Source organism: Ditibartonella apihabitans (assembly GCF_002007485.1).
Classification (GTDB): Bacteria; Pseudomonadota; Alphaproteobacteria; order Rhizobiales; family Rhizobiaceae; genus Bartonella; species Bartonella apihabitans.
This window is the reverse complement of the sequence record NZ_CP015820.1, coordinates 621763-646288: the sequence shown is the minus strand read 5'-3', so window position 1 is coordinate 646288 and position 24526 is coordinate 621763. Positions and strand designations below refer to the sequence as shown.

The window sequence follows — 24526 nt, the reverse complement described above, 5'->3', positions numbered from 1 at the left end:
AGAAAGACAGAAACGGCGTTTATGAAGCGGCGTTTTCGTTAGGTCATTTTCGAAATTACTTTTCTTTGAAGCCGCAAAACATCGGAATCTCCCCCTCGATAAAATTCCTCGTCTTAAAAAATTCCCCGTCTTAAAAAATTCCTTGTCTTAAAAAATTCAATTCCCCAGAAAATTCCCTATCTTGGGAAATTCATTAACTTCTCCAAGACGTTTTTCCAAATTATGAAAACGGGTTCTAATCATGCCGGTTCCAACCGTGGAACAAAACTTTTCTTTCTGCCCACACTTCAAAACAGGGGCGAACGTCAATTTTTATACATATTGGAAAAACGGATCAATCCATCCGGATAAGGTTCAAAACCGTGGAGTTTTTTGGTGTAGGCATAGATATAATCGGGATGGCCGAGATAAATGATCGGCATATCATCTTGAAGAATAGCTATAGCATGATGATAGAGATCGGCACGTTCGGCAGGATCGGGGGTCTTTCTTGCCAAAGAGAGTTTGTCATCGAGAGCGCGATTACAATATCTACCTATGTTGCCTGCCCCCTCACAGGTAACAAACCGGAAGATATTTCCATCCGGATCAATCCGGCCGCTCCACCTTTGTGCAGAAACTTCGAATTTGCCGCTCTTATTATCGATAGCAAGTTTGGTTTCTTCTTTAGGACGAAGACTGACATTGAAGCCGGCTTCATTGGCCATCGTCCGGATTGCCTGCATCACCTGAACAATTGTCGGGTCGTTACTATGGGAAATCTGGACATCGATTTTCTGATTGGCAAAACCGGCTTGTTCTATTAACTGACGGGCTTTTTCCAGATTGCGCGGGGAAACCGGAAAACCTGAATTGTACCAGATTGTATCCGGTGCCCAAGGCTGGTTGCCGACAATCATTGCACCGTCATAAACGGTGTCACGAATAGACGCACGATCAATAGCAAACGAAAATGCCTGACGCAGCAATTTCTGTTGTCCGAGCGGCGTCATTGCTTTGTCACCATTTGCGATATTGATTGTCAACGCAATATAAGCTTCGCTCGCTATTCTGTTCGTTTCTAATCTGGATGCCGTTTTAGCTTTGGCAAAATCGCTTGAAGAAAGCCGGTCAACCATATCGACAATTCCGGCACGCAAATTCGAAAAACGCACCGACGGATCTTCGATCGACAAAAAAGTGAGATGGTCAAGTTTGATTTGTTGGCTGTTCCAATAGCGATCGAATTTTTCCAAAACAATTCTGTCATGTGGAACGCGCTCGACAAAGCGGAACGGCCCCGCACAAATAGGCTTCAACCCGAAATCTGTGCCCATTTCACGCGCTGCTTTGGGCGACACCATGACCCCTGCCCGATCTGCGAGTTGCGATAAAAGTGACGCATCAGGATATTTTAATTTGATCGTCAATTCGAAGGGGCCTGTTGCGTCGACAGAAGCAACAGAATCAAGTTCGTTTTCCCGAACGGATTGCAAAAAACCGATTGTACGTTTTAAAGAATAGACTGCTGCATCGGCATTAAACGGAGTGCCATCCTGAAAGACGACATCCTTTCGTAAACTCATTTTCAAAATCTTGCCGTCTTCAGAAAAAGACCAACTTTGAGCAAGTTCGGGAACAAAACTGGCATCAGGGGAAATATCAACAAGTTTATCGCATATCGCCGTATAAACTAGCCGTCCTGAAAACGTTTTCGATAAGGCCGGATCCAAACTATCAGGATCGTCTTGAAGTGCAATTTTGAGTTCGGAAGCTGATGATGCGAAGACAGGTGAAACAAATAAACAGAAGAAAAACAAGCACATCAATATCCCCTCATTGCTGTGCTCATTGTTGGGCTTGTCAATGAGGCGGGTTCTCCGGATATTTCAGCAAAATCTTTAGAGTGACTCACTTTGATCTCTATCCAAGTTTATGTTTCAAAAATCCCCGAGCTCTGAACCTTGTTCAAAACAAGCTATTAATTTTCATCTATCATGGCGCAATCAATGTAACATAACGCATTTGTTATTGAATGCTATAATTGCAGCGGAAGGCCAAAAACGGAAAATTATTATCAAATTGGGCTAAATCAACTCGTTGTTGATTATTATTTGTTATGTGGTATCAAAAACTAAATTCATTATACGTTGTCGACTAAAATATTTTTCATTAATTAAATAAAAATCATAGATTATCTTATTTATACAATTTATCAGATTGCATAAAAATATGAATTTGTGTTTATATTAAAATTATAAATGTTTTATATTATACTTTTATTATTAATAACGTATTTTTAAATAATTATATTATAATTTTATATAAAACAAGCAGCATATCTCGAATACAATAGCTCAATACAGCTTGTTCCTTTAATGGGACAGATCCAGCCTTAAAAAAAGAAATTATCCATCAAGTTTCCACTGTTTTTTGAAGTTATAAGAATAAAAGTGACTGATAGCCAAACAGTGCTTGACTTTCGTTCAAAACATAACAATTGAAACATCTGCGTAGGGAAACGCTCCCCCCACAAATGATCTGCCGGGATGTCAAACCTGCCCGACAGGTTCAATGCCCATCAAGAACTGTTCTTAAGGAGCTCCATCATGACTGAAAACCAGACTTCAGCATTTGATGTCAAAACGCTGTCTGCTGAGGCGCTTGCCGAGCGCTTGAGCCGTCTGCATTTTGCCGACGCTGTCGATGTCATTAATGATCTCGACATTGTCGAACGGGTAAATGTGTTCAAATTTTTGCCGATAGAATATGCTATCGAGCTGTTCGACAAGCCGGAACTTGACGAGCCGGGGCAGATTCTTGAAATGCTGCCGACCGAGCGTTCTGTCACAATTCTTGACGGAATGTCTGCCGACCAGGCAGCCGATGTATTTCAGGAAATGGAAGAGGCGACTCGCGCCAAACTTTACCCGCTCCTGAAGCCACTCACCCGCGCCGAAATGAAAAAGCTGTCGAGTTATCCTGATGGCAGCGCCGGCGCGTTAATGACAACAGAATTTATCGCTGTTCCTTCAACCTGGTCGGTTCGTCAAACGCTTGATCATATCCGCGATGTCGAGCGTACACGCGAGACAGTTTACGCAAGTTATGTCATTGATCCGGAAACCAGCGTTCTGATCAAAGCGGTATCACTCAGGAATCTTATTCTGGCAAATCCCGATGACACGATTCTTAATGCTGCCACCAATGGTGAGCCGATCAAGATTGGTCCTTTGACCGATCAGGAAGAAGTTGCGCGTCTGTTCCGGCGTCACGATTTGCTCTCGGTTCCGGTTGTAGACGAGACCGACCATGTGATCGGCATTGTAACAGTCGATGACGTGCTTGATGCGATGACCGAAGAAATGAGTGAAGATGCTTATAAATTCGGTGGTATGGAAGCGCTCGACAAGCCCTATATGGATATCGGCTTTTTCGATATGATGAAAAAGCGTGGTGGCTGGCTTGCCGTCTTGTTTCTGGGCGAAATGTTAACCGCCAGTGCCATGCAGCATTTTGAGGTCGAGCTTGAAAAAGCGATTGTTCTCACCCTCTTCATTCCGCTTATTATGAGTTCCGGCGGTAATTCCGGTTCTCAGGCAACATCTCTTATCATTCGTGCACTTGCCTTAAGAGAGCTTGAACTCAGAGATTGGTGGAAAGTCGCTTTAAGGGAAATACCGGCTGGCGTATCTTTGGGAGCCATGCTCGGATTGATTGGCGTTATACGCATTATCGTGTGGCAAAAAACCGGCATCTACGATTATGGCGAACATTGGGTGCTGGTGGCAATAACGGTGGGAGCCGCCCTTATCGGCATTGTTATGTTCGGCTGTCTCACAGGTTCGATGCTTCCCTTCCTTCTGAACCGTCTGGGATTTGACCCGGCGAGTGCTTCTGCACCTTTTGTCGCAACACTGGTCGACGTAACCGGTATTGTTATTTATTTTTCTGTCGCCGCACTTATTTTAAGTGGCACACTTTTGTGAGTCCTTTTTTAAGTGTGAGTCCCTGTTTAAGGCCGTTGTTCTATTTTTCGACATTGAACGACGGCCTTCATTATTCAAATGCACAATCGGCATTAAAAAAACACAAGCCAGATTAAAGCGCACAATCTGCTTGTGCCGATATAGACGGCCTCGTCATTGAGAAACTATGGCTGAATAGAATAATGCCATTACGCTTCTTCTCTTTTGCAATTATTTTCTTGATTTTTTAATAATTATTTTCATTGAGAGAAGGCATTTTATGGTGAGATATTGATTAGCCAACCGACTATTCTCATATAATCGGAAGAATGCCTTCGAAGGTTCAAAGTTATGATAATGCGTTTATCTTAGCTAAAAAAGGTTTCCCCCTCTTCCAAAAACCGTAAAAAACTTGTAAGAGGCATGCAACACCATGCGGCAGCTTGTTGTTGCCGTATTTTCGAAATTTCAGTGAACGAAAAGAAGATTTACATGCAATTGCGCAATATTGCAATCATTGCCCACGTTGACCACGGTAAAACAACCCTTGTCGACGGGCTACTAAAGCAATCAGGAAATTTCCGCCAAAACCAACGCACTGGCGAGCGTATGATGGATTCCAACGATATTGAAAAAGAACGTGGAATTACCATTCTTGCCAAAGTTACCTCTGTCGTTTGGAAAGATACGCGTATCAATATTGTTGATACACCCGGACACGCCGATTTCGGCGGTGAAGTGGAACGTATCCTTAATATGGTGGATGGAGCCATTGTTCTCGTGGATGCCGCCGAAGGCCCGATGCCGCAAACAAAATTTGTTGTTGGCAAAGCCTTGAAAGTTGGCCTGCGCCCGATTGTTGCCATTAACAAGATCGACCGCCCCGACGCACGTCCTGAAGAAGTTATCAATGAAGTTTTTGATCTGTTTGCCGCACTTGACGCGACAGATGAACAACTTGATTTCCCGATCCTTTATGGTTCCGGTCGTGATGGCTGGATGGCCGAAAGCCCTGACGGCCCGAAGGATCAAGGATTGGCACCGTTGTTCGATATGGTCGTGCGCCACGTACCGGCTCCGACTGTCGCTCCGGGCCCCTTCACGATGATCGGTACTATTCTGGAAGCCGATCCATTTTTGGGTCGTATTATCACCGGTAGAATTCACTCCGGTAAAATCAAACCGAACCAGGCTGTAAAAGTTCTCGACCAGCAGGGTAATCTTGTTGAAAGTGGCAGAATTTCAAAAATTCTTGCTTTCCGTGGACTTGAGCGCCAACCGATTGAAGAAGGTGATGCCGGCGATATTGTTGCAATTGCCGGTCTACAAAAAGGTACCGTTGCCGACACATTCTGTGACCCGTCAGTAACCGAGCCTTTGAAGGCCCAGCCGATTGACCCGCCGACGGTCACAATGAGTTTCCTTGTCAATGACAGCCCGCTTGCAGGGACAGAAGGTGACAAAGTTACAAGTCGTGTCATTCGTGACCGTTTGCTCAAAGAGGCCGAAGGGAACGTTGCTCTGAAAATCGAGGAATCAAAAGACAAGGATTCCTTCTATGTTTCCGGCCGTGGCGAATTGCAGCTTGCTGTTTTGATTGAAAATATGCGCCGTGAAGGCTTTGAACTTTCAGTTTCCCGTCCACGTGTTGTCATGCATACCGACGAGAACGGCAACAAGCTTGAACCGGTCGAAGAAGTTGTCATTGACGTTGACGAGGAATATTCCGGCATCGTCGTCCAGAAAATGTCGGAACGCAAAGGCGAGATGATCGAGCTTAAGCCGTCAGGTGGAAATCGTGTCCGCATGGTCTTTTATGCGCCCACACGTGGCCTTATCGGCTACCAGTCGGAATTATTGACCGATACGCGTGGCACTGCCGTCATGAACCGCTTGTTCCATGACTATGAACCATATAAAGGCGATATTGCCGGACGTACCAATGGCGTCATGATTTCCAACGATAATGGTGAATCGGTAGCCTATGCCCTGTTCAATCTTGAAGACCGCGGCCCGATGATCATTGATGCGGGTGTCAAAGTCTATCAGGGAATGATTATCGGCATCCATTCACGTGATAATGATTTGGATGTAAACGTCTTGAAGGGTAAAAAGCTTACCAATGTTCGTGCTGCCGGAAAGGATGAGGCTGTGAAACTCACTCCTCCTATCAAAATGACATTGGAACGTGCGTTATCGTGGATTCAGGATGACGAGCTCGTCGAGGTTACGCCAAAGAACATTCGTCTGCGCAAGCTTTATCTTGATCCGATTGATCGTAAAAGAAACGGAAAGCCACGTCCGTCGGACAGTGCTGCCTGATTTTTGACCATTTATGCCGGATACTTTAGAAGGTGTCCGGCTCTTTTTATTCTGGAAAGGATGTCTCTATGAATATTGATTTGATCCCCATCGGCAAAAACCCGCCGGAAGATGTTAATGTTATCATCGAAGTGCCGGTCGGCGGTCAACCAATCAAATATGAAATGGATAAAAAGTCGGGTGCGCTGTTTGTTGATCGTTTTCTCTACACCCCGATGACCTATCCGGGCAATTACGGTTTTGTTCCGCACACTTTGTCGGAAGATGGCGATCCGATTGATGTTCTCGTTCTTAACACCCGTCCGCTTGTTCCAGGATGCGTTATCAATTGCCGTCCGATTGGCGCTTTGATTATGGAAGATGACGGCGGCAAAGATGAAAAAATCATTGCTGTTCCGACACCCAAAATGACACAACGTTATGTCGATGTTCACGACTATGCCGATATGCCGGAAATAACCTTGAAACAGGTCGAACATTTCTTCCAGCATTACAAAGATCTCGAACCCGGCAAATGGGTCAAGATTGGTGGATGGGAAGATGAGGATTTTGCCCGCGAGCTCATCAACAAAGCAATCAAGCGCGCTAAAAAATAATCCTTGGAAATAATTGATAGTCTTCTATCAATCAGCTTTAAAAATATTTGATTAAAGCGCCCGTCAAACTTTGTCGGGCGTTGTTTTTTAGCATCATGGCAAGTGGTTTTAACAGCAACACGTCCGTTGTCCTCTTGTCCACTTTGAAGCCTGTCCCGCTTGGTTTTTCCGGGACAATGTCCTGCCTGGTTTTTTTGTACAAGTTTTATTTATACGGGGTGTGATTGTCATTGACTGCTTATGGGAGAGCGGCATTCCGATGATCGACTGTTTATGCGTTGTCCCGAAAAAGAAATTGCCGACAAAAACTTGTTATTGACAAGCTGCTGATTTGGCAACCCGTATAAATGTCCTATAAGCTTGGAATGATAATCACACAAATTGCTGAACAAATCATATTTTTTGCTTATTAAAGCGAGGCCTCATCAAAATGCCGTTACGCACCAAAAAACTTGTTTTGTTATCTGTCCGTAACCGGTCTTTTTGATTAAAAGGTTGATAATAATTGGTGCAAAACTGGCGCCCAATTCCGATAAAGAGAGTGCAACGGGATTTTTGACGTATGGATGCTGCAGTAAAAGCCCCTGAAAAAAGCCACACCATCACCAAAGGTGATGTAGCCGCTGTTGCTATCGGTAATGCTGTCGAATTTTACGATTTTATCGTCTACACAACATTCGCTTTCATGATCGGGAAAACTTTTTTTCCTTCTGACAACGAGTTTGTCAGCCTGATGTCGTCGGTTTCAACATTCGGCATAGGTTTTATAGCCCGCCCCTTGGGGGCAATCCTCATCGGCACCTATGCCGACAAGGTCGGACGCAAACCCGCAATGATCCTGACAATGTTGTTAATGGCAATCGGCACTGCAGGGCTTATTCTTCTGCCCGGCTACGAGCAAATCGGAATTGCAGCACCCATATTGCTGGTGATTGCCAGATTGGCACAAGGGCTTGCCTGGGGCGGCGAAGCAGGGCCTGCGACAACGTTCATCATGGAGGCTGCTCCAGAAGGAAAACGCGCTTTCTATGCGAGTTGGCAGATTGTGGCACAGGGCGCCGCGGCAATAACTGCCGGTTTGGTCGGCTATATCTTAAGCCTTTATCTGACACACCAACAACAAACCGATTGGGGATGGCGCATTGCTTTTGGTCTGGGACTTTGCATTTTACCGATTGCAATTTTGATGCGTCGCCATCTTGGTGAAACATTAAAACTTGAAGACAAAGCCGAAAACAACTCGACAAAGGGACTGCTAAAAGAAATATTCGAGCATCACAGTGCTCTGATTTTTATCGGGATATTCGTCCTTTCCGGCAGTACCGTTACGCAATATTTTTTAAATTACACAACGACTTATGCCCTGACCGAACTGCACTATGGCGAAAATTTTGCGATGCTTGCCACTTTTGTTGTCGGGTTGGGGGTTGTTATTTTTGCATTGATTGGCGGTTATTGTGCCGACCGGTTCGGACGGCGAATAACAATCGTTGCTCCCCGCATCATATTGCTCGTTATCCTGTGGCCGGGACTTTATCTCGTCAACCAATTCAACAGCATTTGGGTGTTCTTCGGCGTCATTACCATTTTTACAGCCTTGCAGAACATTAGCGGTGCCGGAATTGTTATATTCTTATGTGAATGTTTCCCGAAAAGATTGCGAGCCACCGGATTTTCTATCTCTTATGCTTTGGGAATTTCCCTCTTTGGCGGAACCGCTCAAATCGTTGTTACATGGATATTGGAGCTCACCGGCAATCCCGCCTCGCCGGCCTTCTACCTCATCTTCACCAACATTTTGTGTTTAGGTGCAGTATTTTTAAGCCGGAACAAAAAAGTTCACTAATGGCCGCAGAAACGATCACATAAATAAGGGATGCCAACCACATCCCTTACCATCTTCTTTGGATACTTTTTTAATCCCGCATATACCGTTCGGATTTAGAAAAAGAGTCCGTCATAGGCGCGCCGCATAAAGGTGCGAATAAAATAGATAATCAGCAATACGACAATTGGCGAAATATCGATTGATCCCAAGTTTGGGAGAATACGCCGGATCGGCGCGAGTACCGGTTCGGTTATCTGATAAAGAAAATTGCCGATTGCAGCTATCAGCGGGTTGTGCGGATTGACGATATTAAACGCATAGAGCCATGAAAATACAGCGCCCGCAATGAGAATGAAAATATAAACATCAAAAACACGATCTATCACATATAGCAAAGCATAAATCATTCTCTATTCCTTCGAAAGTCGATGAACAGCAAAATTGCCATTCAAATATTTGATGAGCAAGACTTTTTTAACGAGCATTCAAGCTTTTCGTGAAAACTGCCGAGAACACCGGAAAGTTTTGAATTTGATGCACATTTCGGTCGGAGCAATTACAAATCCTTTGTTTCAAGCTCTTCAATCCCTATCGGCATTTGTTTCTTTTCCCCGTAAAAAATCAGGTAAAGCCCGACAAGGCTTGCTAGAAGGGAAATGATAATCAGATACCACATATGGAACATGGGAAAAACCGGTTGCATCAAATTGATTGCCCATGGCGTCAAGCCACCGAAAACTGCATAGGCAATATTATAAGAAAAAGACAAACCGGAAAACCTCACTGTTGCCGGGAAACTACGAACAATCACATAAGCGACCGAACCGACATAGCCGGCGAAAAAACCGAGAAAAGCCGAAAGCACAAAGAGCAAGCCCGTTGAATAGCCGGCACAATGATAAAAAATGTAGGAAACGACTGCAAAAACAATTCCGGAAAACGTAAAAAACTTGCCGCTACCGAAGCGGTCACACAGAAATCCTGCAACCGGCGTTCCAAGAATGAGAAAAAAACTGGTTATCGAATTGGCCGCAAGGGTGATATCACCCGAATAATTATAAGGCGCAGCTTTCATATAGTTCGGGGTGAGCAAGGTACTAATCATAATTGTTGCCGATAAAGTCCATGTCAAAAGAACTGCTACGACAACGCTTCCCAGATATTTCGTCAAAACTACTTTCAAAGGAATTTCTTTGGATAGAGCTTTTTTCCTTTTCAGTTCTTTGAATATTGGCGTTTCTTCCAGAAAGCGCCTGAGCCAGACAGCAATCAGCCCGAAAATCCCGCCAATGATGAAGGCAACTCTCCAGCCCCAAAAATCGGTTACATTTTCAGGCCACGGCAAAACATTGTTATGAACAATATGATTGATCGCAAAAGCAATAAAAGAACCGATCAGAATGCCGAGAGAAAGACCGGAGGTGAGAACACCTGTTGAAAGCCCCACGTGACGCTCCGGAACATGCTCGGCTACAAATGTCCATGCACCGGGAACTTCGCCGCCGACGGCCAACCCTTGCATCATCCGGCAGGCCAAAAGAATAAGCGGAGAAAGAATACCGAAATGGTTATAGGTCGGCACAAAAGCCATGCCCAAGGTTGCAAGCGACATCAAAAGGACCGAGAACGTAAAAATACGCTTGCGCCCAAGTTTATCGCCAAGATGTGCCATGACGACTCCCCCGATGGGCCGCATCAGATAACCGGCGGCAAATATGCCATAGGTCCACGTTGTGGCCAGCCAAGGCGACATTTCTGACGGGAGAACCGTATGGGAAATTTCGGCTGTAAAAAACACAAATATAATGAAGTCATAGAACTCGAGTGCTCCCCCCAAAGAGGCAAGCGCCAGCGTGCGTATGTCATCACTATTCAAATTACGTGCAGACTTCATCTTTTTCCTGTTTTACGGGCTTTATAAAAATAAACAACCCCCCGCCCTTGACCTTACCCTATAGGAACCCCTCATATTATAGTAAATAGTCAATAGGCAAAGGAATATAAAAATGTCTGATCAAAACACAAGCTTGTTCAAGGTAGAAGATATGACATGCGGGCATTGTGTAAAAACAATCACCAATGCAATCAAAGAAAAATATCCGTCTGCCGATGTCAATATTGAGCTCGACAAACATCTCGTCAAAGTCAAAGGTGTGGCCGACAAGGCAAGTTTGGCCGACATTATGAAGGAAGAAGGCTATACGCCTCAAGCCTTGTAAAAATCAATAAAATTCTCTCTTCAAGCGATCATGCTTGAAGAGAGCTTGTATCCGCGAGGCTTTCAATAACCTTGCATTCATGTATTTTGTGGCCGACGCACGGCTTTGTAATCCTCTCCAGCTCTTTTTCCAGAATTTTCAATCGTGCAATTTTCATACGTGTTTCTGCAAGTTGCTTATGGGCAATGGTATCCGCTTCCCCGCATGGATCATCCGGATGTTTGGATAATGCTATAAGCTGGCGGATGGCTTCAATAGAAAAGCCAAGATTTCTGGCTCTTAAAATAAACAATAGGCGCTTGTAATCAGCTTCGACATAACGGCGCTGATTGCCTTCTGTACGCTCAGGCTCGTCTAGGAGGCCAATTTTTCCATAATAACGGATGGTTTCTATATTGCAGCCGCTATGTTTTGAAAGTTCGCCAATTGAAAAATAAATTTTCTGCATTTTTCCTCTTGAAGCTGTAGTTACTACAGGAATTATATAATTATTCGACAATGAATTCCACCATCGGAAATGTCCTTTTTTGAAATTTCAGTTGGCGGATTTCGAGAGCCAAATTTTAACGACGAAATTCAACGCTCATCAATTTTCGAGTGTCGAGATTTTCGCTGCATGACGGAAAAGCCAAAACAGGAGACAGACCCATGGCTGAAGTCGAAAAAGAAACTATTCCACATGGTCATGATCATCAAAAGAATAGTGCCAATGAGGCCGGATATGATGACAAACATCATGAAATTATCTCTTCGTCAATAGAAGCCGCACACTGTAGAACCGAGGCAGAACCGGCGTCCGAAAATAAAAAAGAACATGATCACGAACATCACGCGCATGCCGGACATCATCATGACGACCACCATGAACACACGCATGATCATTGCTCTGATGACCATTGTCACGATCATTCACATGAACACCATAATCATTCCCATGAACACGATGATGAAGATGAAGAAATCATTGATGATGACCCGCGGTTAGAGGCGGGAAATGATTCTTTATGGCGGGTTGAAGGCATGGATTGCGCAGCCTGTGCAAGAACCATTACCACCGCTTTGGAGCGCATGTCGGGCGTGGAAAATGTCCATGTTTCGCTCACCAGAGAAAGACTGACTTTAAAAGCGGATAAAAGCCGTGTGAGCCCGGAAGAGATAGAAAAGACAGTCGCATCGCTTGGTTATCGCCTGCATAAAATCGACAATGACCAGCCGCTTGAACAACAAGAAGAAAAATACTGGTATCAAACACAAAAAGGCCAAGCGGCGATCTTGTCCGGTGTTCTCCTTGCTCTTGCATATATTGCATCGACGTTTTTACCACATTTGTCATTCTGGTTTTTTACGATTGCCGCACTCGCTGCACTTCTTCCGGTTGCAAAACGGGCGTTTGCCGCATTGAAAAATGGCAGTCCCTTTACGATTGAAATGCTGATGACAATTGCGGCTATCGGTGCCATTTTCATTAATGCAACCCAGGAAGCAGCCGTGGTTGTCTTTCTCTTTTGTGTTGGCGAAGTGCTTGAGGGAGTTGCAACAGGTCATGCACGTGCGGGCATCAAGTCATTAAGCAAGCTTGCGCCTAAAACCGCTTGGAAAGAAGTCAATGGCAAGCTTGAAGAAGTCCCTGCCGAAAGCCTTCAAATTGACGATATTGTTCTTGCAAGACCGGGCGATCGTTTGCCGGCAGACGGCGTTGTTATTGAGGGAACCTCCGGTGTAGATGAATCGCCGATTACAGGCGAATCGATTCCCGTAACAAAGACAATCAACAGCAAGGTTTTCGCCGGCTCCATCAACAATGAATCAACATTGCGTATTCGTGTGGAAACCAAGCCCTCCGATAATACCATTGCACGCATCATCTCGCTTGTCGAAGAAGCACAGGATGCGAAAGCCCCGACAGAACGTTTCATCGATGCTTTTTCTAAAGTCTATATGCCAATTATCGTCGGTATCGCTATCCTCGTCGCCATCATCCCTCCACTCTTTGACGGGCAATGGAGAGAATGGACCTATCGCGGATTGGCTCTATTATTGATCGGTTGCCCTTGTGCGCTTGTTATTTCTGTACCGGCAGCTATTGCATCCGGACTTTCGACCGGCACCCGTCATGGTCTTCTTGTCAAGGGCGGGAACGTGGTCGAGACTTTATCGAAGGTCGATTGTATAACATTCGATAAAACCGGTACTTTGACCAAAGGCACACCTGTTGTCACAGATGTTGTTGCAACCGAATATTCGGAAAACGAGGTATTGCAACTTGCCGTTGCTTTGGAACGGGAATCGAGCCACCCGCTTGCTGTTGCCATTATCACCGAAAGCGGAAAACGGAAAATCGAAGCCGTTTCGGTGAAAGATGTCAAAGCCGTTGCCGGTAAAGGTATTATTGCCGAATGGAAAGGCAAGCCGGTTTTCATCGGAGCACCGAGATTTTCAGGCGATTACGGTGTTATCGGCCAAACATTGCAAAAAAGTGCTGACAAATTCGAAAGCGAAGGAAAAACCGTCGTCGTTGTTCATCATGATGGTAAGGCAATCGGCGTTATTGCAATGCGCGACGAGCCACGGGACGATGCGCTCGCGGCTTTGGAAGAACTCCGCCGGTTGAACATTGAAGCCGTTATGCTGACCGGTGACAATAAACAGACCGGAGAAGCCATTGCAAGAAAACTCGGGCTTGCAGTCAAAGCGGAATTGATGCCGGGCATGAAAGTGGAAGCCATCAAGGAACTTGGCAAAAATCATATTGTTGCTATGGTGGGCGATGGTATCAATGATGCACCGGCACTGGCAGCGGCAAATGTCGGCATTGCCATGGGCTCGGGAACCGATGTGGCATTGGAAACAGCCGATGCAGCCATATTGCGCAACCGCGTGAGCGATATACCGACACTGATTTCGCTTGCCCGAGCTACCATGTTGAATATCAAGGAAAATGTTGCCATAGCGCTCGGTTTGAAGTTGATTTTTCTTCTGACAACAATCTTCGGCATTACAGGACTTTGGCTTGCTGTTATGGCCGATACCGGAGCGACTGTTCTCGTCACACTCAATGCTTTGCGGCTTTTATTATTCAAAAAATAAAATGGCTCGAACGAGCCATTTTTCCAAATCATAGTGAGCGAATGATTATAGAGTTGCCGAATTATTTTTTAGTGCATTCAAGCGATCAAGAGCCGGGCCGAAACCATCAAGCTGCACGAAGAGATTATCCAGCGGCTGTTCATTATTTCCGGCCGAAGTTGCTTTGACATTGAGTTGTTTACCAGCGCGCAAAGCCTGAGTTGACGTTTTGTCAAAGGCAACAGGAACAATGCAACCGACAGGCATACAGGTACGAACGCCGGTTTCGACAACCGCCTTGGTATCATCAACCTGAAGCTTTACGGGTTTGGAAACCAGAATGCCGAAAGGTACAACAATAACACCGGAAACATCGCCGTTATTATTTGTCGAAACATTCATGCTGATGACCGGCTGGTTCTGGTTGTTAACTTCCTGACGGAGCAGAGCGCAAGCTTTTTCGCCATTTTGTATGGCACAATTGACGGTCCACAACCCATAGGTTTCAGTCAACGACGATGCACCATTCGGCAACGTCGCGGCATTGGGCCTGCCCCCCTTATCATTAGCGGCGGCGGCTGATAAAGTAGAACAAAGTAAACCGGCCACAAAAAAGGAACAGAGTAAACGTTTCATATTAAAATTCTTTCTGGAAGTATTTTCCCCGATATTCGAAATTCAGCCAAAATGTATAAAGAAAGTTACGTGTTAAAACCAGAAAAATTTCATTCACTTGACAATATCAAGCAATGATATGCCGGAACTCGGCAACAACTTTTTCGTAAACGGCTTGTTTAAACGGCACAACCATCATCGGAAGTGCTTCCAGATCCACCCACTTCCACTGATCGAACTCTGCTGTATTGTTTGCGGGAGGTGGATTGATCGCAATTTCTTTGTCATCACTGGTGAAGCGGAATGCAAACCATTTTTGTGTTTGCCCGCGATATTTCCCCTTCAACGCAATGCCGACGAGCTCCTTAGGCAAATCATATGTCAGCCACCCTTCAGTCTCCGCAATCAATTCTATCGAACGGACACCGGTTTCTTCATAAAGTTCACGTTTTGCCGCTTCAATCGGGAGTTCACCCTTGTCAATTCCCCCTTGCGGCATTTGCCATATTTTGGAAGCACCTTCGAGCTCGCTTAAACGGTTGGTAATTCGCCGTCCGGCCCATACCTGATTGTCTTTGTTAAACAAGGCGATTCCAACGCACTTACGGTAAGGCAAATCTGTCTTGTTTTTTTGTTTATCCATATCGTTTTTTGTCATCTTTTATTACCAAATGTGTTGCAATCCGAAATCATATCAAGATTCTATAACGGTTTGATCAAGCCTGCCACCCCTAAGTTATATTTTAAAAATCGGGACCTTCCGTTTCAGATCTTTCCTTTAGAGGGCAAGCTTCCAAAGCACGATTTTGACAAATAAAAAGCGCGTTGAACGCGCTTTTTATTGTATTCAATTCGGAACGCCTTTTTGCGGATTTGGCGGAAAAGCAGCATTGGCCATTTCACCACGAAGCAATTTATAGGCTTCATTCAGTTGGATATCATCTTTCTGGTCTTTCGGGACAAAGGCGGCAGAACCCGAACCCTTATCATCTTCCTGATTACCCTTGATATGTCCCTTCAATTCGGATTCGCCCAAATTGACGTCATAGCCTTTATATTCATCAGGCAATGGCTGGTCGACCTTGATATCCGGCGTTATCCCTTTACCCTGAATTGAAGCGCCCGAAGGTGTGTAATAAAGCGCCGTTGTCAGACGCAAAGCACCATTATCACCAAGCGGAATAATTGTTTGTACCGAACCTTTTCCGAATGACTGTGTACCAAGAACTGTCGCACGGCGATGATCCTGCAAAGCACCAGCGACAATTTCGGAAGCACTGGCCGAGCCACCATTAATGAGAACAATTAACGGCTTGCCATTAGAAATATCGCCCGGCTTTGCATCAAAACGCATGACTTCTGCCTGATCACGCCCACGCGTTGAAACAATTTCGCCTTTATCAAGGAATGCGTCGGATACACTGACAGCCTGATCCAGCAATCCGCCCGGATTCAAACGCAGATCAAGGACATATCCTTTGAGCTTGTCTGACGGAATTTTTGACTGGATGTCTTTAATGGCTGCCTGAAGGTCATCATAGGTTTGTTCGGTAAACTGGATGAGACGCAAATAACCGATATCACCTTCGACCCGATATTTGACGGCCTTGACTTTGATAATATCGCGAATGACAGTAATTTCGAGCGGTTTATCGACACCATTACGGATAATTGTCAGTTTGATCGGTTTGCCGACTTCGCCACGCATTTTGCTGACAGCATCGTTCAAAGTTTGCCCGCGCACCTGCTCGCCATCAATTTTGGATATAAGATCGCCAGCAAGAACACCGGCCTTGGAGGCGGGTGTATCCTCCATTGGCGAAACAACCTTGATAAGGTCATTTTCCATTGTTACTTCAATGCCCAAGCCGCCAAACTCGCCTTTGGTGGAAACCCGCATATCTTTTGCTTCTTCGGCATTCATATAGGAAGAATGCGGATCAAGCGAGGTCAACATACCATTGATCGCATTTTCAATGAGCTTTTTGTCATCCGGCACTGTCACATATTGTGCCCGCACGCGCTCGAAGACGTCACCAAAAATGGCTAGCTGTTTATAGGTGTCACCGTCATTATTAGCTGCAAAGGATTGCATCATAATCATCGAACTTGCGCCCAGCAATGCACCGGCAGCTAAAACAGTCAATTTACGAATCATTCTGGTTCCTTCCCGACTTACCAGCCATCCACCATGGTGCCGGATTTACAGGTTTACCTAGTTTTCTGAACTCAATGTAAAGCATCGGAGTAGTTTTGCCTATATCCAAAGACGCCGCGCTAGCAATTTGTTGATTCCCCATCGTGCCAAGCGGTTCACCTGAAAGCAAAAATTGTCCTTGCACAACATTAACCTTGTTCATGCCCGCAAGCAATATATGATAATTTTGTCCCGTATCAAGAATAACCAATTCTCCATAGGAACGAAAAGGTCCGGCATAAGCAACCACACCATCGGCAGGTGCAGTTATAATAGCACCCGGTTGCGTTTCAACAGTATCCCCAAGGACTGCCCCGTTGTTTTCCCCGAATTTCTGCACAATTTTTCCGGCTGCAGGCAGAACAAGACTTCCCTTTTTCCCTTCGAAATCGAGGTTGCGTGTCAATTCGGTATCTTCATTTTTGAAATTATTGTCCGTTTTGTCCTGACGTGATTGACGCTCGAGCTCGGTTAACAGATCTTCAAGCGATTTGGCTTTTTCGGAAAGCTCGAGAACATTTTTACGCTGTGTTGCCAATTCGTTTTCCGAAGTTTTTTGCAATTTTGCTTTTTCTTCAACGAGCAAACTTAAACGTTTTTGTTGTTCTGCCTGTAATTGAACCTGATTTTTCAACTCGTCATGTTGTGCTTTGATAGAGTTTTCAACTGCTGTCATATCCTTGAGACTAGCCGACAAGGACAATGTTTTTTCGCGCATTTCCGGAACAAGCGTTCCCAAAAGTGCAGCACTACGCACAGATTTCAGGGCATCACCCGGTTCAACCAGAATAGCCGGCGGAGGATTTAGGCCCATGCGTTCAAGAGCAGCCAGAACTTCAGAAAATTCTCCTCTGCGACTTTCAAGATCCTGTTTGACTTTCGACTTTTCATCATAAAGTCTTGTTAATTTTTCCTCACTCTGAGCTATTTTTTCGGAAGTTTCACGCTCGCTTTTGGCTGCTTTGACAATCTCGGAAGTCAAGGTTCGCTGATCTTTTTTAAGACTATCAACCTGACTGGCCAATTGCGCCATTTTCTGGCGTGACAGCGTCATGGTCGCGCGAATGTCATTTAATGCTTTATTAGCAGCTTCCTTATTCGCATTTTCATCTGCAAAAGACCAATATGGCCAAAACAATATCAAGCATGCAACGACACCTCCCCGACTTAAAGAGGATAAAATCTTACCAACACGCATGATAATGCATTTTATCATTCTACCAATTCGAACTGCTCTAAACGAAAAAGTTATAAACGCATCAGACTAAGATCGTGTTAACAAACAGGTAATTTAACAGTTTTTCGCTAAAGCCCGATTTTACACGCGATGATAGGGGTGTCCACTTAAAATAGTTGCGGCGCGATAGATCTGTTCGCTAAGCAAAATGCGCGCGATCTGGTGAGGCCATGTCATTGCGCCGAATGATAACAATAAATCGGCCCGCTTTCGTACTTTTTCACAATGCCCGTCGGGACCACCCAAAGCTATCGTCAGATGTTTGCAGCCGGCATCACGCCAATCTTGCAATTTACGGGCAAACTGAACCGATGTCATTGACTTGCCGCGTTCGTCAAGAACAATAAGACGACTCCCCTCTTGCAAAGTGCCAAGAAGGTTCTCCCCTTCTTCTTCCATCCTTTGATTGGCGTTTTGTGACCGGCTCTCCACAATTTCATGGACATTTTGAAAGCTCAGCCCCAATGACGGAGCCAATTTTGAAAAACGGTCAAAATAACGGGTGACAAGTTCCTGCTCGGGCCCTTTTTTCATACGGCCGACGGCAAATACCGAAATCTGCACGTCAATTTTCTCCGACTCGCAAATGAATCCGGTCACCCTCGTCGGACGTGTTCCACATCTTTTCGAGATTATAGAATTCCCGTGTTTCCGGCCGGAAAAGGTGCACAATAATATCACCGAGGTCAATCAGCACCCAATCGCACTCACTCAAGCCTTCCACTCTGGTTTGACCTTTATTACAATCTTTCATGGCATAGAGAAGATGGTCCGCCAATGCCGAAACATGGCGCTGCGAACCGCCCGAAGCAATCACCATATAATCGGCTAACGGGGAACGACCACGAAGATCAATAGTAACAACATCCTCCGCCTTTGAATCATCAAGGCTCGAAAGAACGCGTTGCAAATTATTTTCAACGATCAAACCGGTATTGTCGGCTTGTAAATTTTCTTGGGTCGCCGCGTCTTTGCCAATTCTATTTTTCTTTTGTGTCACAATAGTTTTTTTCAGATTATTCACCTTTCAACCCGATATAAATTCTCGTTTTTACCACCAGTTTCTTGATTAATAAAAGTTACAGACTTGCCGCTTTTTTTCAAGGAAATCAGTATTTTTCTTATTTTGCCCTTGCTCGCCGCTTCCTCTCTACTTCGCGTTTTTCTGCCGCAAGCCCGTAGAAGATGCATAAGAGCGTCGGCCATGGATATATCCCCATGCGGGAGGTTTTTTATAGGGCAGAGCGCCGACATCATATTCTTTAACACGGAATTTCCGGAATGTTTCCGCCATGGGAGAAGAAAGTGCCGACATTGAGGCCGATGGCCGGTCAATAATAACAATCGGGATCATGGCCACAATCTTTTTCCATTCCTGCCATTGATGAAATGTCGCAAGACTATCGGCACCCATCACCCAGACGAAACGAATATTGCGATGGCGAGCGAGTATATAGGAGAGCGTTGTGATCGACGTATAGGATTTGATTTTCTTTTCAAAGCCGGTAATTTTTATGCGTGGGTCGTCAACAAGTTCGGCACTTAAACGCATTCTCTCATGAAGTGGCAAAAGCCCGCTTCTGTCTTTCAGAAGGTTTCCGGGGGTCACCATCCACCACAACTCATCAAGTTTCAATCGACGAAGCGCAATTTTTGCAACGAGGAGATGTCCTTCATGCGGCGGGTTGAACGACCCGCCAAAAAGGCCTATCCGGTTGCCGCTTTCGCAATGCGGCATTTTGTTTTCATATCGAAAAAAGTCATTCAAGGACGTATCTGCCCGTTACCGTTGACATGATATTGAAATGTCGTCAATTGTTCGACACCGATCGGACCACGCGCATGCATTTTGCCCGTTGCGATACCGATTTCACCTCCGAAACCGAATTCGCCACCATCAGCAAATTGTGTCGACGCATTGTGCATCAGAATAGCGGAATCGAGACTTCTGAAAAACAGGTCAACTGCCTTTTTATCTTCGGCAATAATCGACTCTGTGTGGTGGGATGAATAACGGTTGATGTGATTGATTGCACCCTCTACACCATTGACTGTCTTTATCGATACAATGGCATCAAGATATTCGGTCGACCAGTCAGCTTCTGTGGCAAGCTTGGCACCCGGAATTTTATCGAGGAGATCGTCACTCACACGAATTTCGCAACCAGCCTGTTGAAGTGCAATAATAACCGGAACGATCTTATCGGCAATCGCTTTGTCAACAAGAATAGTTTCCACCGCACCGCATATCCCTGTGCGCCGCAATTTGGCATTGATAATTATCTTTTTTGCCATGTCGAGATTGGCAGATTTATCAACATAGATATGGCACAAACCTTCAAGGTGGGAGAACACCGGAACACGTGCTTCCTTCTGTACACGCGCAACAAGACTTTTTCCTCCTCTCGGAACAATAACATCGATATTTCCATCAAGACCGGTGAGCAATTCTCCCACCGCGTCACGATCGACTGTGTCGACAAACTGGATAGATTGTTCCGGCAAACCGGCAGACTTCAAGCCTTCAACCATTGCTTCATGAATAGCTTTGGACGACAGGAAACTATCGGAGCCACCACGAAGAATAACGGCATTGCCGGCTTTCAGGCATAAGGCGCCTGCATCGGCAGTCACATTAGGCCGGCTTTCGTAAATGACACCTATAACGCCAAGGGGTGTGCGAACGCGCTGGATTTCTAACCCGTTCGGGCGTTTCCATTCACTCATAATTTCGCCGACAGGGTCGGGAAGACCGGCAATTGTATGAACGGCATCGGCTATCGAAGAAATACGTTTTTCATCAAGCAAAAGCCGGTCGACAAGAGCTGCACTCATGCCATTTTTTTTGGCTTTCTCTATATCTTTGGCATTGGCCGCCAATATATCAGCTTGATGGTCGCGAATATTTTTAGCAATTGCTTCAAGTGCTTGCGTCTTTTGCTTTGAGGGGCTAAGCGCCAATGTCCGGGAAGCCGAGCGGGCATCTTTACCCATTTTCAAAAGATTGTCGTGCAAACCAGCCATGAAAAACTTCCCTTGTTAACCACCGTTTTCCGGCAGTTAGCCACATCACATCCGATAACTCAATATATATTATGACCGGCAAAGTCCGTTAAGCTCAAGGAACGATATTTATAATATAAGCCCGACAAATATTATTGATAACGAATGTTGACTAACTCCGCAAAACCATGTCATTGCGATGAACCATTGCAGATCTTGGTTCATAACCTAAGACAGCTTCAATCTCGGAATTTTTCAATCCGATAATTCGATCAGCCTCATCGCGATCATAACTGACTAATCCTCTTGCTATTTCGAGGTTGTCCTTGTCGACAATCGCCACCGTATCACCATGGTGGAAATCCCCTTCGATGGCGACAACACCGGCTGCAAGAAGTGACTTGCCTCTTTTCAAAGCATGAACCGCCCCCTCGTCAATCGTCAATGTACCGGATGGATCAAGCTGTCCGGATATCCATGTTTTCCATGCACTTACGGGCTTTTCGCTCGCTGCAAAAAAGCTTGCTCTTTCACCTTGATCAATAGCCGCTAGTGGATGGAGGCGCTTACCCGAAGTAATAATCATTGCCGTTCCGGATTGATTGGCAATTTTGCCTGCTTCAAGTTTTGTCTTCATTCCGCCCCTCGATAATTCGGAAGCGGCAACACCCGCCATTTTTTCAATAGCCGGATTAATCGAGCGGATATAGGGGATGAACTGCGAATGGTCGTCAAGATGCGGCGGCGCAGAATAAAGACCATCAATATCGGATAAAAGAATGAGGAGATCCGCCCCCATCATTGTTGCAACGCGTGCTGCCAGACGATCATTATCGCCATAACGGATTTCACCGGTTGCAACCGTATCGTTCTCGTTAACGACCGGAACTGCGCCAAAATGAAGTAACGTATTGATTGTTGCCCTTGCATTGAGATAATGGCGGCGCTCTTCCGTATCGACGAGTGTCAGAAGAATCTGCCCCGTCATCAAGCCATGTTTTAACAATTGCGCCCCATAGGCTTTGGCAAGTTCGATCTGACCGATCGCCGCACATGCCTGACTTTGTTCAAGTTTGAGCGAACCCGACGGAAGTTTCAAGAGTGTCCGTCCCAAGGCAATAGCACCGGAAGAAACCAGAAGAATCTCTACGCCCTTTTTCTCCAATGCAGCGACGTCATTAATCAGGCTTTCAAGCCAATCGGCTTTAAGACCGTGCTTGCGATCAACAAGAAGAGCTGACCCGATTTTGACAACAATACGTTTATATTGATCGAGTTTTTTTAATTCCTGCACCATGAATGCCTATTCTCCGGCTTCGTTCACCACCTGCTCTTTGCGACTTTCTTCGATAATTTTAGCAATGGAACGCAAAGTTTCCTCTATTCCTGCGTGCGTCACTGCTGACAATAGATGGATTTTTTTCCCTGAAATTTGTTCGAGCTGTTTTTGTTTTATCTGTTTTGTTTCTTCATCAAGAATATCAATCTGGCTCAAAGCAACAACTTCCGGCTTTTCGGAAAGCCCGTGACCATAGGCTTCCAATTCGTCACGGATAATCTGATAAGCTTTTGCGACATCTTCTTCCTGTGCAGACACAAGATGAAGGAGAACCTGACAGCGCTCGACATGGCCTAAAAACCTGTCGCCAATACCAACGCCCTCATGGGCACCTTCTATAAGACCGGGGATATCCGCAAGGACGAATTCACGCCTGTCGATACGCACCACGCCAAGATGGGGATGCAATGTGGTAAATGGATAATCGGCAATTTTGGGTTTTGCAGCTGTAACAGACGCAAGAAAAGTGGATTTTCCGGCGTTCGGAAGGCCGACAAGTCCACAATCGGCAATCAATTTCAAACGCAACCATATCGTACGTTCTATTCCTTCAAGTCCGGGATTGGCTCGACGGGGCGCGCGATTGGTCGACGTGGTAAAATGCAAATTGCCAAAACCGCCATTTCCGCCCTTTGCCAGACAAAATTTTTGCCCGACCTCTGTCAAGTCACAGATAAGCGTTTCGTTATCTTCTTCAAAAATTTGGGTACCGACCGGTACTTTCAAGATAACATCTGCGCCTTTGGCACCTGTCATATTGCGGCCCATACCATGCGTACCGGTTTTTGCCTTGAAATGTTGCTGGTAGCGGTAATCGATCAAGGTGTTGAGACCATCGACCGCAACAGCCCAGACATCACCCCCCCGACCGCCATCACCGCCATCGGGCCCGCCGAATTCGAGAAACTTCTCGTGCCGGAAGGAAACTGCACCTGCTCCGCCATCTCCGGAGCGGATATAGACTTTCGCCTGATCGAGAAATTTCATTTTTTATACTCTTCGTTGATCTTCGCCTCTCTCATAGCGCAAAGTTCCAGACAAGGCTATAGAGTTGGAAAGCGAAAAAGCCCTCCCGATTTTTTAGCCTGATCTGCAAACGCTGTCAGTATGATCACATCGACTCTTTTGGCAAAAAACTGCTCTGTCGCGAAATCATCCGGCCAGACAACGAAACGCATTTTAACTTCAAACATATCCGAACCGAGAGATAGTCATTGTCTCTTCAACAGTTTTTCGAAACCCGTCCGGTCGCAAACATGATTTTAGACAACAGGCCAAAATTGCAACAATCCTTTTGATCTCGCGGGCGATTTTTGTCTAGAGCCCGTTTTAGAACATGTTCAATTTTATAATTTTCTGCCCGAACCATAAAATCACATGAAATGCACGGCTTTGGAGCCTTTGAAAGTGGCTCCACAAGCAGCCATTTATCGCCCGTTCAAGCAGTTTTACCTTTAAAATCATAGGCCAGCAAATAAAGCTCGACCGATTCCGCCCGACTTGCCGGCGGCTTGACGTGGTAAATCTTTTTGAAATTCTTCTTCAATATTGTCAGCAATTCATTTTCTGCGCCGCCCTGAAAGGTTTTGGCAAGAAAATGCCCACCCGGTTTCAAGACAGACACGGCAAAATCGGCTGCCACCTCACAAAGGTGGATGGTTCTGATATGATCGGTTTGCTTATGACCTATTGTCGGTGCAGCCATGTCTGAAATTACGAGATCAGGCTTGGCGCCAAGAGCATCCATCAGTTTTTGAGGTGCATCATCATCAAGAAAATCCATTTCCAGCATTGTAACACCTGGCAACGGGTCTACGTGGAGATAATCAATACCGACGACAGAAGGATGATCATTTGTAGAGCCGACAATTTTGGCTGCTACCTGACACCAGCCACCGGGGGCAGCACCAAGATCAATAATCTTTTGTCCTTTTTTCAAGAGATGATAGCGTTCATTGATTTCGATAAGTTTATATGCCGCACGGGAACGGTAGCCGTCTATTTTTGACTGATGCACATAAGGGTCGTTCAGATGTCGCTCAAGCCACCGGCGTGATGAAGCCTTGATTGTTCCGGCTTTCTTTTTTACCCTTGTGTGGAGTTCATGTGTACCGGCACCGCCTCTTCCACCTGCATGTGTTCCAGTTTTTTTCATTG

General features: G+C 45.5%; 21 protein-coding genes. 6 read left to right on the top strand and 15 right to left on the bottom strand.

The window, feature by feature from the left end; genetic code table 11:
• Positions 1-305: 305 nt before the first annotated feature.
• A complete protein-coding gene (locus tag BBC0178_RS02915; protein ID WP_078039145.1) occupies positions 306-1805 on the bottom strand; it encodes an ABC transporter substrate-binding protein in 1500 nt (499 codons plus the stop codon).
• A gap of 783 nt (positions 1806-2588) precedes the next feature.
• Between BBC0178_RS02915 and mgtE the strand changes: the two genes are divergently transcribed.
• The 4 genes from mgtE to BBC0178_RS02895 all read left to right on the top strand — a co-directional run bounded on the left by mgtE (position 2589) and on the right by BBC0178_RS02895 (position 8711).
• Complete coding sequence (gene mgtE / locus BBC0178_RS02910) at positions 2589-3968, top strand: magnesium transporter (protein WP_078039144.1); 1380 nt, start codon at positions 2589-2591, stop codon at positions 3966-3968.
• A 471-nt stretch (positions 3969-4439) separates the two neighbouring features.
• Positions 4440-6269 carry a translational GTPase TypA gene (gene typA, locus BBC0178_RS02905; RefSeq protein WP_077970584.1) on the top strand — a complete coding sequence of 610 codons (1830 nt, stop codon included), beginning with the start codon at positions 4440-4442 and terminating at the stop codon, positions 6267-6269.
• Between the two features lie 68 nt (positions 6270-6337).
• Positions 6338-6865, top strand: coding sequence for an inorganic diphosphatase (gene ppa, locus BBC0178_RS02900; protein WP_077970583.1), 528 nt, complete (start codon positions 6338-6340; stop codon positions 6863-6865).
• A 562-nt stretch (positions 6866-7427) separates the two neighbouring features.
• A complete protein-coding gene (locus tag BBC0178_RS02895; RefSeq protein WP_078039143.1) occupies positions 7428-8711 on the top strand; it encodes an MFS transporter in 1284 nt (427 codons plus the stop codon).
• Positions 8712-8806: 95 nt separating this feature from the next.
• On the opposite strand, the gene BBC0178_RS02890 is transcribed toward BBC0178_RS02895, so the two are convergent.
• Both BBC0178_RS02890 and BBC0178_RS02885 read right to left on the bottom strand, forming a co-directional pair.
• Positions 8807-9100: a YggT family protein gene (locus BBC0178_RS02890; RefSeq protein ID WP_078039142.1), complete on the bottom strand. Its 294-nt coding sequence runs from the start codon at positions 9098-9100 to the stop codon at positions 8807-8809.
• A 149-nt stretch (positions 9101-9249) separates the two neighbouring features.
• A complete protein-coding gene (locus BBC0178_RS02885) occupies positions 9250-10587 on the bottom strand; it encodes an MFS transporter (protein ID WP_078039141.1) in 1338 nt (445 codons plus the stop codon).
• Between the two features lie 112 nt (positions 10588-10699).
• Between BBC0178_RS02885 and BBC0178_RS02880 the strand changes: the two genes are divergently transcribed.
• A complete protein-coding gene (locus BBC0178_RS02880; protein ID WP_075870258.1) occupies positions 10700-10912 on the top strand; it encodes a heavy-metal-associated domain-containing protein in 213 nt (70 codons plus the stop codon).
• A gap of 28 nt (positions 10913-10940) precedes the next feature.
• Here BBC0178_RS02880 and BBC0178_RS02875 read toward each other — a convergent pair whose 3' ends face one another.
• A complete protein-coding gene (locus tag BBC0178_RS02875; RefSeq protein WP_078039140.1) occupies positions 10941-11360 on the bottom strand; it encodes a MerR family transcriptional regulator in 420 nt (139 codons plus the stop codon).
• A 200-nt stretch (positions 11361-11560) separates the two neighbouring features.
• On the opposite strand from BBC0178_RS02875, the gene BBC0178_RS02870 reads away from it, so the two are divergent.
• Positions 11561-13999: a heavy metal translocating P-type ATPase gene (locus BBC0178_RS02870; RefSeq protein ID WP_078040323.1), complete on the top strand. Its 2439-nt coding sequence runs from the start codon at positions 11561-11563 to the stop codon at positions 13997-13999.
• A 45-nt stretch (positions 14000-14044) separates the two neighbouring features.
• On the opposite strand, the gene BBC0178_RS02865 is transcribed toward BBC0178_RS02870, so the two are convergent.
• The 11 genes from BBC0178_RS02865 to BBC0178_RS02815 all read right to left on the bottom strand — a co-directional run bounded on the left by BBC0178_RS02865 (position 14045) and on the right by BBC0178_RS02815 (position 24524).
• Positions 14045-14614: an invasion associated locus B family protein gene (locus BBC0178_RS02865; protein ID WP_078039139.1), complete on the bottom strand. Its 570-nt coding sequence runs from the start codon at positions 14612-14614 to the stop codon at positions 14045-14047.
• A gap of 106 nt (positions 14615-14720) precedes the next feature.
• Complete coding sequence (locus BBC0178_RS02860) at positions 14721-15236, bottom strand: RNA pyrophosphohydrolase (RefSeq protein WP_077973442.1); 516 nt, start codon at positions 15234-15236, stop codon at positions 14721-14723.
• 204 nt (positions 15237-15440) lie between these two features.
• Entirely contained in the window at positions 15441-16751 is a 1311-nt protein-coding gene (locus BBC0178_RS02855) for a S41 family peptidase (protein ID WP_078039138.1), read from the bottom strand.
• Positions 16741-17988 carry a murein hydrolase activator EnvC family protein gene (locus BBC0178_RS02850; protein ID WP_225868335.1) on the bottom strand — a complete coding sequence of 416 codons (1248 nt, stop codon included), beginning with the start codon at positions 17986-17988 and terminating at the stop codon, positions 16741-16743. The genes BBC0178_RS02855 and BBC0178_RS02850 overlap by 11 nt, the downstream gene beginning before the upstream one ends.
• Before the next feature lie 120 nt (positions 17989-18108).
• Positions 18109-18591 (bottom strand): 23S rRNA (pseudouridine(1915)-N(3))-methyltransferase RlmH, encoded by a 483-nt coding sequence (rlmH, locus tag BBC0178_RS02845; protein ID WP_078039136.1) that lies wholly within the window; start codon positions 18589-18591, stop codon positions 18109-18111.
• A gap of 1 nt (position 18592) precedes the next feature.
• Positions 18593-18955 (bottom strand): ribosome silencing factor, encoded by a 363-nt coding sequence (rsfS, locus tag BBC0178_RS02840; RefSeq protein WP_246741773.1) that lies wholly within the window; start codon positions 18953-18955, stop codon positions 18593-18595.
• A 222-nt stretch (positions 18956-19177) separates the two neighbouring features.
• Positions 19178-19765, bottom strand: a complete 588-nt coding sequence (locus BBC0178_RS02835; RefSeq protein ID WP_077970558.1) for a nicotinate-nucleotide adenylyltransferase — start codon at positions 19763-19765, stop codon at positions 19178-19180.
• A gap of 26 nt (positions 19766-19791) precedes the next feature.
• Positions 19792-21051 (bottom strand): glutamate-5-semialdehyde dehydrogenase, encoded by a 1260-nt coding sequence (locus tag BBC0178_RS02830; RefSeq protein WP_078039135.1) that lies wholly within the window; start codon positions 21049-21051, stop codon positions 19792-19794.
• A gap of 151 nt (positions 21052-21202) precedes the next feature.
• On the bottom strand, positions 21203-22327 hold the full coding sequence (proB, locus tag BBC0178_RS02825; protein ID WP_078039134.1) for a glutamate 5-kinase: 1125 nt from the start codon (positions 22325-22327) through the stop codon (positions 21203-21205).
• A gap of 6 nt (positions 22328-22333) precedes the next feature.
• Positions 22334-23356 (bottom strand): GTPase ObgE, encoded by a 1023-nt coding sequence (gene obgE / locus BBC0178_RS02820; protein WP_078039133.1) that lies wholly within the window; start codon positions 23354-23356, stop codon positions 22334-22336.
• A 451-nt stretch (positions 23357-23807) separates the two neighbouring features.
• On the bottom strand, positions 23808-24524 hold the full coding sequence (locus tag BBC0178_RS02815) for an RlmE family RNA methyltransferase (protein WP_078040321.1): 717 nt from the start codon (positions 24522-24524) through the stop codon (positions 23808-23810).
• Positions 24525-24526: the final 2 nt, after the last annotated feature.

Excerpts from the sequence above, each read along its gene's own strand:
- BBC0178_RS02915 (WP_078039145.1), bottom strand. The coding sequence starts at position 1,805 with ATGTGCTTGTTTTTCTTCTGTTTATTTGTTTCACCTGTCTTCGCATCA.
- mgtE (WP_078039144.1), top strand. The coding sequence starts at position 2,589 with ATGACTGAAAACCAGACTTCAGCATTTGATGTCAAAACGCTGTCTGCT.
- typA (WP_077970584.1), top strand. The coding sequence starts at position 4,440 with ATGCAATTGCGCAATATTGCAATCATTGCCCACGTTGACCACGGTAAA.
- ppa (WP_077970583.1), top strand. The coding sequence starts at position 6,338 with ATGAATATTGATTTGATCCCCATCGGCAAAAACCCGCCGGAAGATGTT.
- BBC0178_RS02895 (WP_078039143.1), top strand. The coding sequence starts at position 7,428 with ATGGATGCTGCAGTAAAAGCCCCTGAAAAAAGCCACACCATCACCAAA.
- BBC0178_RS02890 (WP_078039142.1), bottom strand. The coding sequence starts at position 9,100 with ATGATTTATGCTTTGCTATATGTGATAGATCGTGTTTTTGATGTTTAT.
- BBC0178_RS02885 (WP_078039141.1), bottom strand. The coding sequence starts at position 10,587 with ATGAAGTCTGCACGTAATTTGAATAGTGATGACATACGCACGCTGGCG.
- BBC0178_RS02880 (WP_075870258.1), top strand. The coding sequence starts at position 10,700 with ATGTCTGATCAAAACACAAGCTTGTTCAAGGTAGAAGATATGACATGC.
- BBC0178_RS02875 (WP_078039140.1), bottom strand. The coding sequence starts at position 11,360 with ATGCAGAAAATTTATTTTTCAATTGGCGAACTTTCAAAACATAGCGGC.
- BBC0178_RS02870 (WP_078040323.1), top strand. The coding sequence starts at position 11,561 with ATGGCTGAAGTCGAAAAAGAAACTATTCCACATGGTCATGATCATCAA.
- BBC0178_RS02865 (WP_078039139.1), bottom strand. The coding sequence starts at position 14,614 with ATGAAACGTTTACTCTGTTCCTTTTTTGTGGCCGGTTTACTTTGTTCT.
- BBC0178_RS02860 (WP_077973442.1), bottom strand. The coding sequence starts at position 15,236 with ATGGATAAACAAAAAAACAAGACAGATTTGCCTTACCGTAAGTGCGTT.
- BBC0178_RS02855 (WP_078039138.1), bottom strand. The coding sequence starts at position 16,751 with ATGATTCGTAAATTGACTGTTTTAGCTGCCGGTGCATTGCTGGGCGCA.
- BBC0178_RS02850 (WP_225868335.1), bottom strand. The coding sequence starts at position 17,988 with ATGCGTGTTGGTAAGATTTTATCCTCTTTAAGTCGGGGAGGTGTCGTT.
- BBC0178_RS02835 (WP_077970558.1), bottom strand. The coding sequence starts at position 19,765 with ATGCCGCATTGCGAAAGCGGCAACCGGATAGGCCTTTTTGGCGGGTCG.
- BBC0178_RS02830 (WP_078039135.1), bottom strand. The coding sequence starts at position 21,051 with ATGGCTGGTTTGCACGACAATCTTTTGAAAATGGGTAAAGATGCCCGC.
- proB (WP_078039134.1), bottom strand. The coding sequence starts at position 22,327 with ATGGTGCAGGAATTAAAAAAACTCGATCAATATAAACGTATTGTTGTC.
- obgE (WP_078039133.1), bottom strand. The coding sequence starts at position 23,356 with ATGAAATTTCTCGATCAGGCGAAAGTCTATATCCGCTCCGGAGATGGC.
- BBC0178_RS02815 (WP_078040321.1), bottom strand. The coding sequence starts at position 24,524 with ATGAAAAAAACTGGAACACATGCAGGTGGAAGAGGCGGTGCCGGTACA.